This is a genomic window from Streptomyces sediminimaris (assembly GCF_047049295.1).
GTDB classification, from domain to species: Bacteria; Actinomycetota; Actinomycetes; order Streptomycetales; family Streptomycetaceae; genus Streptomyces; species Streptomyces sediminimaris.
The window spans coordinates 6,908,125-6,923,086 of the sequence record NZ_JBJWOT010000001.1 but is presented as its reverse complement, the minus strand read 5'-3'; the positions used below and the strand labels follow the sequence as shown (position 1 = coordinate 6,923,086).

The following is a 14,962-nucleotide window of genomic DNA, read 5'->3' as shown; positions in this document are numbered from 1 at the left end:
GACTGGCCTACTCCGGCATGGATCCGGCCGAGGGGCAGCCTGTCCTTGGTGCGGCTCGACGCGGACGGCGGCGAGGCGGGTGCCAGCGCTGATCGCATGGGGCGACTCGCGTCCCGTCCTGACGTTTCCCGCGAACGGGCCGCAGCCGGACGGCGGCCCCGCTAGCGTGCCCTGGTGACGATCAGACGATCAGCACTCCTCATCGGAGTCGGTGAAACGCCCCGTGCCTGTGCGAGGTTCCCCTCATTGGCCGACATCGTGGAAAAAGACCTCTCGGCGGTGGGAGACCAGGTCGCGGCGTCCGGGTACGACGGGGTGACCACACTCGGAGGGCAGGGCGGCGGCCCGGCGGGGAAGAACGACATCACCGCCGCACTGGAGCGGGCCGCCGCCACGGACTGCGATCTGCTGCTGATCTACTTCACGGGCCACGGGGTACGCGTCGGCGACACCGACTATCTTGTGCCCGCCGACGCCCACGCCCCCGCGGCCGGGCAGACCTGGTCGCAGGCGCATCTCGACTCGTTGCTCCCCGTAGACGTCACGCCCTATCTGAGCGACTGCAGGGCGCCATCAGTGGTCTACGCCGTCGACGCATGCCGTGACCGCGGACCGGACGACGGGGCGAGCCCCGATTGGGGGGCGTCCAGCATCCACGCCCCGTCCCGTCGGCTCGCTCTCCTTCTAGGTTGCGGCCGGGGACAGCGGTGCCACTACGACGCTGAGGGCAGCTTCTTCACGCGGGCACTCACCGAGTTCCTGGATCCTTTCACCCCAGAGCACACATTCGAGGAGATCGTTCGTCGGACCAAGAAACGTACGTTCGAGTACGCGCGCAAGGCGAACCATGAGCAGACTCCGAGCGTGAGCTGCGCCCCGTCGGACGAGGAGCTTGCCGCCTTCCCCGACCCGTGCGAGGGAACGGAGATTCCCCTGCGGTGGCGCGGCGCTGTGGAGCGCGCTGCGCTGTGGGCCACCGCGCCGGGCGAATCGGGACCCGACACGGCCATGCGAGACCGCGTCGCGAGATTCGCACACGAGTGCGCGGTCTCCGTGCTGAAGGACCGGCGTCGCTTCGACGACCCCTGGGAGGACCGCGGTCTGCCGACGCGCACCCTGAGCCGGGTGATGAAGGAGCTTCTGCGCAGCGCCCCCGAGCGCTCTCCACTGGAAACCGGTCTGCTGGCCGCGCTCCCCTTCCTGCGGGAGGCACTGTGGGCCCACAAACTCAGCCGCCTCGCCGACGCCGACCCGTTCGACCTGGACCCGGTACCGCCGGACGTCGGCCTTTCCATGCGAACGGAGCTGCAATACGTCCACGAAAGCCACGCCCAGCTTCTGCGCAAGGCACGCGGGCACGCCCGGCGCGGCGAAACCGAGGCGTTCCGGGCGCTGGCCGCCTGGCTCGCTCACCGCTGGGTGGGCGAACAGTTGGTCGAGCCACCCGACCCGGGCGGGGCGGAACTGATCGAGCGCCTGGCCCGGGCCCTGCTCGGGCCAGAGCAGAAACACCAGTCCGACGAGGTCTACTGGCTGTTGGTGAAAAGTGTCCAGTTCCTTTCCGACGATCCGGTGGATCCTGACCTGTACCGGCGCCATCTGGGGCAGGCGCCCTCGGCCCTGACGACCGCCGAGGGGCGATGCCCCGTACGGTGGTGGGGCGTGCTGGGCATCGTCCGCCTCGCGGGTCTCTTGGCGGCCGACGTGCACCAGTTCCCCGACGTACTGCCCGATCACGTGGGAGTGGCGGCCTCGGTGGTCCCCGCCGACGTGGTCCAGACGGTGCATGACCAGCTCGAGTGGGCCCTGGAGGGGGACCACCTCGACCTGCAGATGCTGTGTCCGCACCCGGCCCTGCACGAAGGCGTCCTGGACCTCGCGCAGCGCGCGGACACCGTGCTGCAGTCTCTGCATGCCGCGCGGGAACAACAACGCGACGACCTCCTCGACGGGTTGCCCCGGAGAATCACCACCCATGGCCTGGTCCCGGCACGCCAGAGGTACACGGAGGAGCGCCTCTACAGCGTGCCTCTGCTGCGCTTCGCGCTGGCGCAGGACGAGATACGCGAACTCCTGATGGGCCATCAACTCTACGGCGATCGCACGCTGGCTGTGCGGGAGCTGTACCAGAACGCCGCCGATGCCTGCCGCTACCGTGAGCTGCGCTGGCGGTTCCTGGACGAGCACAAGGGGGGCGTCCCCTTCCCGTGGGAGGGACAGATCAAGGTCAGCCAGGGCCGCACCCGGGCCTCCGGCGGACGACCCGGTCGCGCCTTCATCGAGTGCCGTGACAACGGCGTCGGCATGGGCCGGGCTCAACTGGAGCAGACCTTCAGCCGAGCCGGCCGTCGCTTCTCACAAACCCGAGCCTTCCGGCGGGAACAAGCCCGTTGGCTGAGTGCGGATCCTCGGCTCCGGCTCCAGCCCTACAGCCGCTTCGGCATCGGGGTCCTCAGCTATTTCATGATCGCCGACGAGGTCACCCTGGTGACCCGGGAGGTCTATCCGGACGGCCGAATCGCGCGGCAGGCTCTGGTGGTCGACATTTCCAGCAGCAGTGGCCTGTTCCGCATCCGTGTGTACGACGATGAGGACGACCCGATGCGCGAGGGCGGAACCCGCGTCCGCCTCATGCTCAGCGAACCCGAAAGGGACGAGGAGCTGGTGTCCGCACTGGAGGTGCTGAGTCATCAGGTACGGCTCAGCGAGTACGAACTGATCCTCCACGAGGACGCCGGTGAGCCCGAAGTACGATCCGCTGGGAAGCTGCTGCACCCAGCCGATGCCGACGCAGTGCCGCCGCTCGACGCCCGGGGACCGGTGTGGTGGGTTTCCGGCCAGGGCTCCGTACTCGCCGACGGCATCATCACCTCGCAGAACACCTTCGGATATGTCGTCAACCTCTCCGGCGCGCACGCCCCACAGTTGAGCGTCAACCGCAACAAGTTGCTGAGCTGGGACGAGGAGTGGGCCGCCCAGCAGGTGGGCCGTGCCGCAGCGGACCTGCCGGGCTGGGAGGGCCTGGACTTCAGATGGCTGTGGTCCTTGGAGGAGCATGATGCGACGCTGGCCCAGACGGTCATCGCCGAACTGGCGGGCCGTGGACTCACCCTGCCCGTGTACCGGACTTCCGGCTACGACCGTCCGGATCTCTCCCTCGACGACGTCGGCTGCTTCCCCGACGACCGCCAGTTGCTGCCGCGGGAACCTGACAAGGGTCGTCGCCAGCCGGACGAGCTCACGACTCCCTGGCGGCTGGCGGTCCTGCGCGACCAGGGTGTGCGGGTCGGTGACGATCGCACCGAGGGCGTGGTGCCGCCGGACGACGTCTCCGGGTATCCCGTACCGCACCCGGGTGACAGCGACCTCCTCGATCGGGCGCCAGGTTCCGGGCCCAAGCTGGTCTCGCACGCCTACCGTGCGCGGCGATCCCTCGCCGAAGCCCTACGTGACCTGCGACGTTTCGCCATCCTCGGGCGACGGGTCCGGATACCGGCCGTCACAGCGGAGCAAACCCCTGCCCTGGACTTCGTTCCCGAGTCCCACGACGACGATCTTGTGCGATGGATGCGCGACTGGTCGGACCCGCACCGGGCCGAACGGCAGCCCCCCGCGGCGGCTCTCCTGCAGCTGTCGGCCTCCAGCGGCCTGAGCGTCGGCGCCCTGCTCGAGCGGTGCCGCTGCTACGAACCTCTGGGTCTGACCGTTCCCGACGTCCCCGTGGACCGTCTGGCCGACCATGTCGCCACGTCCAGGGAGGTGGATCTACTGGCCGTGGACAGCGGCCACAACCGGGAAGGGGCTGCTCGGGGTCTGCCCAGGAACGTCCTGCCGATCCACGTCGCCCGCCTGGCCGACCGGCTCGGACTTACGGGGCCCCAGGTGTTGCAGGAGCTCAGGAGCTGGGAGTTCCTCGGTTACCGCTTGCCTGCGGAGGACGAGCTGTTGTCGTCCGCGCCCAGCTCCACGGACTGGGATCTGTTGCACAAGCTGTGGAACGCCGAGACGGACGAGGCTGGCCCCAGCCTACAGTCCGTGCTGGCCGAAGCAGCCCGCCGGGAGACGACGGTCGGCGCCCTGCTGGAGTCGGCGGGGCGAGTTGCGGCACAGGTCGGCGTGCGGCTGCCCGAGTTCCGTATGTCGACGGACACCCTGGTGACCCTGGAGTCGGCCGACCTGAAGCTGCTCACGGTCGATGCCGACGACGGCGCCCCGCTTCCCACTCCCGGCATTCCCATCGATGTCCTGGCCTTGGCCTACGCCCCGGGCGGCAAGCTGCCCGGGCTCGGATCGGATCGGGACTGGGAGCCCTGGGAGGTCTTCGCCGCCCGGGTCCGCCGCCTGGCCGACCTCGGGATGAAGGTCCCGGACGACCTCGAACCCCTGCGGCACTGGGTGGGACTGCCCACCCGGGACCGCATCGCGCTTCTCACCGGCAGTCTCGACCCCACGATCCCCTGGACCGCCGCCACCGTCGTGCTCGCAGCCGGTGAGCTCGGTGAGTCCTTGGGCGAGTGTGTGCAGCGGTTGGCCGCCCAGGCAGATCACCTCTGCAAGCAGCCACCCGACCTGCCCGCGCAGGCCCTTTCCCTGCAGCCCGCAGGCGCCGAGACGAACTTGCTGCTCGATCTGGCCGGCTTGGACGAGGGAACGCCCTTCAGAGCCGTCTGGGTCCCCATCACCCCGTTCCACCTCGCCCGATACGCCCGCGACGCCTCCCTCACCCTCGGTGAGGCACTCGAACGCCTCGCCCCGTACCAGGCACTGGGCGCAAAGGTGCCCGGCCTCAACGCCGAACAGCGCGCAGCAGTCGCCAAAATTGCGCCCGAACCGTACGACCTGCTCGCCCTGTCGATGGACATGGACCTGCAAACGCCCCGGCCCCCCTCCGCCGTCCAGGCACTGGAACTGGTCACCATGGCCGCTCGCATTGGCCGAAGCGTCCGTGCGGTGTACGAACTACTGCGGCGCTACGAGCCCTTTGGTGTCGTCGTCGACGTACCGGACGCACCCGATGTCCTTCCCGTGTGGCAGGACATGGTCCTGCTCAGCGAAGGGCTCAACGGTCGAGGGCCCGCTCTGCACGGCACCGTGTCGACCGATCGGGTCGAGGCGCTGGCCCGTGAGCTGGGCACGGACCGCAGTTGGGTGGCCCGCCGGCTGAGGATCTACGCACCCATGTTCGGGCTGCAGTTCACGACGTCCACGGAAGAGCCGTCCGGAGCGCGAGGTCCGGCAGCCCCGGCCACGCCCCAGGAGCAGGAGCGCGCATCATGACCAACCCCCCGCACGACGTGAACCTGGTCTACGCCCAGGTCCCCCTGGAAGCCGTCGCCGACCGGTTCCGGTTCAGCGTGGACGACGACGGAGTGACCGTGGCGGGTGCCTGCCCGCGGTGCCACGGTCCCACATCCACCACGTTCCCCAAGGGACTGGTCGGCACGAAGGGCTTCCCCCGCCTCCGCCGCGGCGGGGACTCCACGGCCGAACTGGAGGCGGCAGCCAGTGCTGAGACGCTGTTCTGCGAATGCGGTTTCACCCATGCGGGGCAGCCCGAGGACACGTTGTTCGAAGGGTGCGGCGCCCAGTGGACGTTCAAGTCGGCCGTGGGAGGCGCTGCTTGAGCGCGGGGGTCGACCGACGATGGGCTGAGCTGGCCAGGGAGCTGCAGTTCCAGCAGCTGGACCTGCTTCGCAAGCAGGCGGAGGGCTGGCGCAACGGCCTCCTCGGCCTCACCGCTCTGGTGACGGTCGTGACGGTGCTGAAGGGCCGTGACGACCTGTCTCAACTACCCTCGTCCTGGCGACTTCTCGCCACCTCTTCGCTGGGTGGCGCCTTCCTCCTCCTCGTGGCCGGGTCGCTGCTCGCAGTCCGGGCCTCCTTCGGCCGGCCTGGTGAGCAATTGTTGCTGGGCGGTAGCTCCCTGCGCCGGTGGACACGGACAGAGATCATCCGGGTTCGCCGGGCGCTCCATCTGAGTGCGGTCGCGTTCACCGGAGGTGTACTGCTGGTGGCCGCCGCCCTCGGGATCGCCTGGGCTCACACCGAGGACCCGGCGGCCGATCTGGTCAGGGTGTCCACAGCCGCGGGGACCTACTGCGGGGAGCTGGTCTCGTACGTCCCCGCTGCCGTCACGCTCATGCGCACGTCCGGCGACGTGGACCGGCGGTTCGTGATACCCGGCTCGGAGATCACCAAAATCGCACCAGCGTCCACCTGCTGACTTCTGGGCTCTACAGGGGCTCCCGAATAAATCCTCGGTGGCCGGCCACCGGTTCCACGCCGGCTCGATATTCACCGACATCGTCCTCATGGAGAACTCCGGCGAGCGCACCGTCGAACCGGACGATGGGCTCAACGACCGGAACCTGTCGTGGGCGGACTGGAAGGCAGGCAGTTCTTGGCACATATGCCGTTCATAGGGTGAACTCACCTACCACTGAAAGACTTTGCCTGCTTCAACTCTTGACGACCGGAGTGACCGGGAGCACATTGAGGCACTCTGAGAGCGCTCTCAGAAGAGCTCCGCGCACATGGCATCCAGCGCACCCCCACTCCGTCCCCGGGAGGCACCCCGCATGAGTGACACCTCCGGCACGCACCACAGACGGCGCCCGCTGCGGCGGGCACTCGTCGCCGCTGTCGGCACCCTCGGCCTGGTGGCGGCCGCCGCCACCCTGACCACCCAGTCCGCCAGCGCCTCCGCGCCGGCTCCCCCGTCGGGCTGGAACCAGGTCTTCCTCGACGACTTCAACGGCGCCGCCGGGTCCGGCGTCAACACCTCCGACTGGCAGTACGACACCGGGACCTCGTATCCGGGCGGCCCCGCCAACTGGGGCACCGGCGAGGTCGAGACGATGACCAACAGCACCAGCAACGTCGCGCTCGACGGCAACGGCAATCTGCGCATCACCCCGGTGCGCGACGGGTCCGGCCACTGGACCTCCGGCCGCATCGAGACCAAGCGCACCGACTTCCAGCCCCCGGCCGGCGGCAAGCTGCGCGTCGACGCCCGCATCCAGATGCCCAACGTCACCGGCAACGCGGCCGCGGGCTACTGGCCGGCGTTCTGGGCGCTGGGCGCGCCCTACCGCGGCAACTACCAGAACTGGCCGAGCGTCGGCGAGCTGGACATCATGGAGAACGTCCAGGGCATGAACAAGGTCTGGGCGACCATGCACTGCGGCACCAACCCGGGCGGCCCCTGCAACGAGACGACGGGCATCGGCAATTCGATCGCCTGCCCGGGCAGCACCTGCCAGTCCGCCTTCCACACCTACAGCATGGAGTGGGACCGCTCGGTCAGCCCGGAGGCGATCCGCTTCTACGTCGACGGCGTCAACTACCACACGGTGACGGCCAGTCAGATGGACGCGACGACCTGGGCCAACGCCACCGACCACGGGTTCTTCCTGATCCTGAACGTGGCGATGGGCGGCGGCTTCCCGGACGCCTTCGGCGGCGGCCCGACCGGCGCCACCGAGTCCGGCCACCCGATGGTGGTGGACTACGTCCAGGTGCTCTCCTCCGGCGGCGGCGGGGGCACCACACCGCCGCCCACCGGCAACCGCGACGCCTACAGCCCCATCCAGGCCGAGTCCTACGACAGCCAGTCCGGCGTCGCCACCGAGGCCACCACGGACGCCGGCGGCGGACAGGACATGGGCTACCTCGCCAACGGCGACTGGGCGCTGTACAAGGGCGTCAACTTCGGCTCCACGGCGGCCACCCAGTTCAACGCCCGGGTGGCGAGCGGCGCGGCGAGCGGGGTGAGCGGTCTGGTCGAGGTGCGCCTGGACAGCCGCAGCAACGCACCGATCGGCAGTTTCGCGCTGTCGAACACCGGCGGCTGGCAGTCATGGAGAACCGTCCCGGCCAACATCAGCTCGGTGACCGGCACGCACGACGTCTACCTCACCTTCACCAGCGGCCAGCCGGCCGACTTCGTGAACGTGAACTGGTTCGACTTCGGCCACTGACCGGGCACTTGGCGATGCCCCCGCGAGGATCCTCCCGCGGGGGCATCGCCATGCCGGTCCGCGAGGACATCGCCATGCCGGTCCGCGAGGACATCGCCATGCCGGTCCGCGGGCCCGACCCCTCCGCGGCTCCGCGGCTCCGCGCCGGGCCTACCGCAGCTCCGCCCGGAACGCCGCCGGTGTCTGGTCCGTGTGCTGCTGGAAGAACTTCGAGAAGTTCGCGGCGTCGGGGAAGCCGATCGCCGCGCCGACCCGGCCGATCGGCATGTCGGTGTGGGCCAGCAGCCGTTTCGCCTCCAGCACGACCCGCTTGTCGATGAAGCCCTTGGGGGTCTCGCCGGTGGCGGCGCGGACCGCGCGCACGAGGGTGCGGCGGGAGTAGCCGAGGGAGTCGGCGTAGGCGCTCACGCTGTGGTTGGTGGCGAAGTCCTTCTCCACGGCGTCCCGGAAGAGGGTGAACGTCGTGTCCGCCCGGCCGCGCGCCGCCTCCGCCGAGCTGGCCGCCAGATGCGCCAGGCGCAGCAGGAACGCGGTCAGGGAGTGCCGCAGCACCGCCGTGTGCAGGCTCGGCGGCAGCGTCCCCGTGTCCTCGTACTCGCGGCGCAGCTGGGCCAGGGAGGCGCGCAGGGCCTGCAGCCGGGGTGCGTCGGGGCGGAGCAGGGGCGGCTGGCCGTAGTGGTAGAGGCCGGTCGCCTCCACCGTGGCGCGGGGCAGGAAGCCGGGTTGCATGGTCAGTACGGTTCCGCGGTACTCGCTGGTCGGCGAGAAACGGTGCACCTGGCCCGGGCGGATCCACAGCAGGTCGCCGGCGGACGCCTCGTACTCGGCGAAGTCGATCATGTGGCGGACCGGGCCGCCGTCGAAGAGCATCACGACGTGGAAGTCGATGCGGTGCACCCGCTCCAGCGGTGCCTGGGCGTGCCAGGTGCGGCCCGCCCCCATCGGGCCGATCTGCATCCCGACGCCGCCCACGCTCAGCTCGACCGGGAAAGGGAACGTTCGGATGCCGTCCACCACGCCGTCATCGCCCCCGCCTTGGATGGTTCTGCCCGCCATGTCCGCCTCGTGCCGCCTCGGTCGTGCCGCCGGTGTCCCACTTTCACCACAGGCTGACACACCGCGACCTTCCGGCTCAAAAGTCAGACTTTTAGTTTTGAACGCGACCGAGCACCAGATTCGCTTCGATCGAGGACTTCTTGAAGATGAGCACGCAGACGTCTGACGGCTTCGAATGGACCGGACTCGACCGGCGCGCGGTCGACACTGCCTGCCTCCTGGCGGCCGACGCGGTGCAGAAGGTCGGCAACGGCCATCCGGGCACCGCGATGAGCCTGGCCCCGGCCGCGTACACGATCTTTCAGAAGATGATGCGTCACGACCCCGCCGACCCCGAGTGGACCGGCCGGGACCGCTTCGTCCTCTCCCCCGGCCACACCTCGCTGACCCTCTACACCCAGCTGTTCCTGGCGGGCTACGAGGTCACCCTGGACGATCTGAAGGCCTTCCGGACGCACGGTTCGAAGACACCCGGTCACCCCGAGTACGGCCACACCGCCGGCGTCGAGACCACCACGGGACCGCTCGGCCAGGGCGTCGCCAACGCCGTCGGCATGGCGATGGCAGCCCGCTACGAGCGCGGCCTGTTCGACCCCGAGGCCCCCGCGGGCACCTCCCCCTTCGACCACACCGTCTGGGCGATCGTCTCCGACGGCGACCTGGAGGAGGGCGTCTCCGCCGAGGCATCCTCGATGGCCGGCCACCAGAAGCTCGGCAACCTGGTCCTCCTCTACGACGACAACCACATCTCCATCGAGGGTGACACCGCGACCGCGTTCTCCGAGGACGTCCTGGGGCGCTACGAGGCCTACGGCTGGCACACCCAGCGCGTCGAGCCGGCCGGGGACGGCGACGTGGACGTGCCCGCGCTGCACGCGGCGCTGGAGGCCGCGCGGGCCGAGACCGGCCGCCCCTCGATCATCGCGATGCGCACGATCATCGCCTGGCCCGCGCCGAACGCGCGGAACACCGAGGCCGCGCACGGCTCCGCGCTCGGTGCCGACGAGGTGGCCGCCACCAAGCGCGTCCTCGGCTTCGACCCCGAGCAGACCTTCCAGGTCGACGCCGACGTGCTCGCCCACGCCCGCAAGGCCCTCGACCGCGGTGCCGAGGCGCACGCCGCCTGGGACAAGCAGATCGACAAGTGGCGCGGCGCCAACCCCGAGCGGGCCGGGCTGTTCGACAGGATCGTGGCGGGGCGGCTGCCGGAGGGCTGGCAGGACGTCCTGCCGGTCTTCGAGGAGGGCAAGGCCGTCGCCACCCGCGCCGCGTCCGGCAAGGTGCTGCAGGCGCTCGGCGGGGTGCTGCCGGAGCTGTGGGGCGGCTCCGCCGACCTGGCCGGCTCCAACAACACCACCATCGACAAGACCTCGTCCTTCCTGCCGGAGGGCAACCCGCTGCCGGAGGCCGACCCGTACGGCCGTACCGTCCACTTCGGCATCCGCGAGTTCTCGATGGCCGCGGAGATGAACGGCATCGCCCTGCACGGCAACACCCGCATCTACGGCGGCACCTTCCTGGTGTTCTCCGACTACATGCGCAACGCCGTCCGCATGTCGGCGCTGATGCAGCTGCCGGTGACGTACGTCTGGACGCACGACTCCGTCGGACTCGGTGAGGACGGCCCGACCCACCAGCCGGTGGAGCACCTGGCCGCCCTGCGCGCCATCCCGGGCCTGAACGTGGTCCGCCCGGCCGACGCCAACGAGACCGCGATCGCGTGGGCCGAGATCCTCCGGCGGCACTCCACCGACCCGGCCCCGCACGGCCTCGCGCTCACCCGCCAGGGCGTGCCCACCTACGCGCCCGACCCCGACGCGGCGAGGGGCGGTTACGTGCTGAAGGAGTCCTCCACCGCGATCCCGGACGTGATCCTGATCGCCACCGGCTCCGAGGTGCAGCTCGCCGTCGCCGCACGGGAGCGGCTGGAGGCCGAGGGCACCGGCACGCGCGTGGTGTCGATGCCGTCCGTGGAGTGGTTCGAGGAGCAGCCGCGCGAGTACCGCGACCGCGTCCTTCCGCCGTCGGTGAGGGCCCGCGTCGCGGTCGAGGCGGGCATCGGCCTGACGTGGTACCGCTTCACGGGTGACGCGGGACGCATCGTCTCCCTGGAGCACTTCGGCGCCTCGGCCGACGCCAGGACCCTGTTCGCCGAATTCGGCTTCACCCCCGAGAACGTCGCCGCCGCGGCCCGGGAATCCCTGGCCGACGCCCGCGGCTGATCCCGATCGCGAGAAAGAAGATGATCACTGTGACCGAAGCCACCGCGGCCGCCGGAGCCCTGAAGCGCCTCAGCGACGAAGGCGTCTCCGTCTGGCTGGACGACCTCTCGCGCCGGCGCATCGAGTCCGGCGACCTCGCCGGACTCGTCCGGGACAGAAACGTGGTGGGCGTGACCACCAACCCGTCCATCTTCCAGGCCGCCATCGGCTCCACGGCGTGGGGATCCTCCCGCTCGAGCGAAGCCGAGAGTGGGGGAGGGTACGAGGAGCAGCTCGCCGACCTCGCGGTGCGGGGCGTGGCCGTCGACGAGGCGGTACGGATGATGACCACCGCCGACGTGCGCGCCGCCGCCGACATCCTGCGGCCGGTGTACGACGCCACCGACGGCCGCGACGGCCGGGTCTCCATCGAGGTCGACCCCCGCCTGGCGCACCGCACCGGGGCCACCGTCGCCGAGGCCAGGCAGCTGGCCTGGCTGGTCGACCGGCCCAACGTCATGATCAAGATTCCGGCGACGAAGGCCGGCCTTCCGGCGATCACCGAGGTCATCGGGCTCGGCATCAGCGTCAATGTCACGCTGATCTTCTCGCTGGAGCGCTACCGCGAGGTCATGGACGCCTACCTGGCCGGCCTGGAGAAGGCGCGGGCCGGGGGCCTGGACCTCGCCGCCATCCACTCCGTGGCCTCCTTCTTCGTCTCCCGTGTCGACTCCGAGATCGACAAGCGCCTGACCGTGCTGGGCACCGGCGAGGCGCTCGCGCTCAAGGGCAGGGCCGCGCTGGCGAACGCGCGGCTCGCGTACGAGGCGTACGAGGAGGTCTTCGGCTCCGTGGCCGGTCCGGTGCGGCCGTCGGCGCGCTGGAGCGCGCTCGCCGGTGCGCGGGCCAACCCGCAGCGCCCGCTGTGGGCCTCCACCGGTGTGAAGGACCCGGCGTACAAGGACACCCTGTACGTCGACGAACTGGTCGCGCCCGGCACCGTCAACACGATGCCGGAGGGCACGCTGAACGCCACCGCCGACCACGGCGGGATCACCGGCGACACGGTGACCGGCGGCTACGCACAGGCCCGCGCGGACCTGGCCGCCGTCGAGGCGCTCGGCATCTCCTACGACGAGGTCGTCCAGCGGCTCGAGGACGAGGGTGTCGCCAAGTTCGAGGCGGCCTGGCAGGACCTGCTGGACGCCGTGACGAAGTTCCTGGACGGCGAGGGGGTCGACGCAGTATGACCGAGCAGGATGCGGCAGGGGCGCAGCTCCACTGGAGCAATCCGCTGCGCGACGAGCGCGACCGCCGGCTGCCCCGGGTCGCGGGCCCGTCCGGTCTCGTCATCTTCGGCGTCACCGGCGACCTGTCCCGCAAGAAGCTGATGCCGGCCGTCTACGACCTGGCCAACCGCGGCCTGCTGCCGCCGGGCTTCTCGCTCGTCGGCTTCGCCCGCCGCGACTGGGAGGACCAGGACTTCGCGCAGGTCGTGCACGACGCGGTGCGCGAGCACGCCCGCACCGAGTTCCGTGAGGAGGTCTGGCAGCAGCTCGCCGAGGGCATGCGGTTCATCCCCGGCGACTTCGGCGACGACACGGCGTTCGAACTGCTGCGCAGCACCGTCGACGAGCTCGACAAGGCCCGCGGCACCAACGGCAACTACGCCTTCTACCTCTCCGTACCGCCGAAGTTCTTCCCGAAGGTCGTCCGGCAGCTGAAGGAACACGGTCTGGCGAACGCTCCCGAGGGCTCCTGGCGGCGCGCGGTCATCGAGAAGCCCTTCGGGCGCGACCTGGCGAGCGCCCGCGAGCTGAACGCGATCGTGCACGACGTGTTCGAGCCGGACCAGGTGTTCCGCATCGACCACTACCTGGGCAAGGAGACCGTCCAGAACATCCTGGCGCTGCGCTTCGCCAACCAGATGTACGAGCCCGTCTGGAACCGGTCGTACGTGGACCACGTGCAGATCACCATGGCCGAGGACATCGGCATCGGCGGCCGGGCCGGCTACTACGACGGCATCGGCGCCGCCCGCGACGTCATCCAGAACCACCTGCTGCAGCTGATGGCGCTGACCGCGATGGAGGAGCCCATCGCCTTCGACGCCGAGTCGCTGCTCACCGAGAAGCTCAAGGTGCTCAAGTCCGTACGGCTGCCGGAGGACCTGGGCAGGAACACGGTGCTCGCGCAGTACGCGGAGGGCTGGCAGGGCGGCGAGAAGGTGGCCGGCTACCTCCAGGAGGAGGGCATCGACCCGAAGTCGAGGACCGACACCTACGCCGCCGTCAAGGTGGAGATCGACAACCGCCGCTGGGCGGGCATCCCCTTCTACCTGCGCACCGGCAAGCGCCTGGGCCGCCGGGTCACCGAGATCGCCGTCGTGTTCAAACGGGCGCCGCACTCCCCCTTCGACTCCACCGCCACCGAGGAGCTCGGCGAGAACGCGATCGTCATCCGCGTCCAGCCGGACGAGGGCATGACGGTCCGCTTCGGCTCCAAGGTGCCGGGCACCTCGATGGAGATCCGGGACGTGTCGATGGACTTCGCCTACGGCGAGTCCTTCACCGAGTCCAGCCCGGAGGCGTACGAGCGGCTCATCCTGGACGTGCTGCTCGGCGACGCCAACCTGTTCCCCCGTCACCAGGAAGTGGAAGAGTCCTGGAAGATTCTCGACCCCATCGAGAAGTACTGGGCGGACCACGGCAGGCCGGCGCAGTACGCCTCGGGTTCCTGGGGACCCGGGGAAGCCGACGAGATGCTCGCACGAGACGGACGGAGCTGGCGCAGGCCATGAAGATCGACCTGACCGACACCACGGCAAGCAAGATCAACAAGGCGCTGGTGCAGGGCCGCCGCGCCCTCGGCACGCCCGCTGTGGGCATGGTCCTGACGATGGTCATCGTCACGGACGAGGAGAACGCCTACGACTCGATCAAGGCCGCCGAGGAGGCCTCGCACGAGCACCCCTCGCGCACCCTGGTCGTCATCAGGCGGCAGGCCCGCACCCCGCGTGACCGCGTCGTCTCCAAGCTGGACGCCGAGGTGCGGGTGGGCTCCGACGCCGGCACCGGCGAGACGGTCGTGCTGCGCACGTACGGCGAGGTCTCCGACCACGCCGACTCGGTCGTCCTGCCGCTGCTGCTGCCGGACGCCCCGGTCGTCGTCTGGTGGCCGGTGGACGCGCCCGAGGTGCCCGCCAAGGACCCGCTCGGCGCCCTCGCGCAGCGCCGGATCACCGACCTGTACGCCGTCGGGGACCCGCTGGCGACGCTGGAGCAGCGGGCCCGCTCCTACGCGCCCGGTGACACCGACCTCGCCTGGACCCGGCTGACGCCGTGGCGCTCGATGCTCGCCGCCGCCCTGGACCAGGCCCACACGACGATCGTGTCGGGGGCCGTCGAGGCCGAGGCCGACAACCCGGCGGCCGAGCTGCTGGCGCGCTGGCTGGAGGCCCGGCTGGGGGTGACCATCGACCGCGTGGTCACCGCCGGCCCGGTGGTGACCGCCGTCCGTCTCGGCACCGGGAGCGGCGACATCGTCATCGACCGCCCGGAGGGCCCGCTGGCCACGCTGACCCTGCCGGACCAGCCGCCGCGCACCCTCGCCCTGAAGGTGCGCACCATGTCGGAACTCATCGCCGAGGAACTGCGCCGCCTCGACGCCGACGAGATGTACGCCGTCGCCCTGCGCGGCGAGGCCGCCACGAAGGAGACCGTCTGA

The 14,962-nt window shown here is 70.3% G+C and carries 9 protein-coding genes; 8 read left to right on the top strand and 1 reads right to left on the bottom strand.

Going from position 1 to position 14,962, the window contains the following annotated elements; translation table 11 throughout:
- The first annotated feature begins 246 nt into the window (after window positions 1–246).
- The 4 genes from ACJ9NR_RS31685 to ACJ9NR_RS31670 all read left to right on the top strand — a co-directional run bounded on the left by ACJ9NR_RS31685 (window position 247) and on the right by ACJ9NR_RS31670 (window position 7,979).
- Window positions 247–5,277 (top strand): wHTH domain-containing protein, encoded by a 5,031-nt coding sequence (locus tag ACJ9NR_RS31685; RefSeq protein ID WP_412491293.1) that lies wholly within the window; start codon window positions 247–249, stop codon window positions 5,275–5,277.
- Window positions 5,274–5,624: a hypothetical protein gene (locus ACJ9NR_RS31680; RefSeq protein WP_412491294.1), complete on the top strand. Its 351-nt coding sequence runs from the start codon at window positions 5,274–5,276 to the stop codon at window positions 5,622–5,624. Before ACJ9NR_RS31685 ends, ACJ9NR_RS31680 begins: the two co-directional genes overlap by 4 nt.
- Window positions 5,621–6,223 (top strand): death domain-containing protein, encoded by a 603-nt coding sequence (locus ACJ9NR_RS31675; protein WP_412491295.1) that lies wholly within the window; start codon window positions 5,621–5,623, stop codon window positions 6,221–6,223. Before ACJ9NR_RS31680 ends, ACJ9NR_RS31675 begins: the two co-directional genes overlap by 4 nt.
- Before the next feature lie 355 nt (window positions 6,224–6,578).
- Window positions 6,579–7,979 carry a glycoside hydrolase family 16 protein gene (locus ACJ9NR_RS31670; protein WP_412491296.1) on the top strand — a complete coding sequence of 467 codons (1,401 nt, stop codon included), beginning with the start codon at window positions 6,579–6,581 and terminating at the stop codon, window positions 7,977–7,979.
- A 150-nt stretch (window positions 7,980–8,129) separates the two neighbouring features.
- On the opposite strand, the gene ACJ9NR_RS31665 is transcribed toward ACJ9NR_RS31670, so the two are convergent.
- On the bottom strand, window positions 8,130–9,035 hold the full coding sequence (locus tag ACJ9NR_RS31665; RefSeq protein WP_412491297.1) for a helix-turn-helix domain-containing protein: 906 nt from the start codon (window positions 9,033–9,035) through the stop codon (window positions 8,130–8,132).
- Window positions 9,036–9,181: 146 nt separating this feature from the next.
- Here ACJ9NR_RS31665 and tkt point away from each other — a divergent pair, with 146 nt between their 5' ends.
- From tkt to opcA, 4 genes are read left to right on the top strand one after another with little or no spacing between them, the layout of a single operon-like run.
- Window positions 9,182–11,257 carry a transketolase gene (gene tkt / locus ACJ9NR_RS31660; RefSeq protein ID WP_412491298.1) on the top strand — a complete coding sequence of 692 codons (2,076 nt, stop codon included), beginning with the start codon at window positions 9,182–9,184 and terminating at the stop codon, window positions 11,255–11,257.
- A 20-nt stretch (window positions 11,258–11,277) separates the two neighbouring features.
- Window positions 11,278–12,486, top strand: coding sequence for a transaldolase (gene tal, locus ACJ9NR_RS31655; RefSeq protein WP_412491299.1), 1,209 nt, complete (start codon window positions 11,278–11,280; stop codon window positions 12,484–12,486).
- Window positions 12,483–14,036, top strand: a complete 1,554-nt coding sequence (gene zwf / locus ACJ9NR_RS31650; RefSeq protein WP_412491300.1) for a glucose-6-phosphate dehydrogenase — start codon at window positions 12,483–12,485, stop codon at window positions 14,034–14,036. The genes tal and zwf overlap by 4 nt, the downstream gene beginning before the upstream one ends.
- Window positions 14,033–14,962 (top strand): glucose-6-phosphate dehydrogenase assembly protein OpcA, encoded by a 930-nt coding sequence (gene opcA / locus ACJ9NR_RS31645; protein WP_412491301.1) that lies wholly within the window; start codon window positions 14,033–14,035, stop codon window positions 14,960–14,962. Before zwf ends, opcA begins: the two co-directional genes overlap by 4 nt.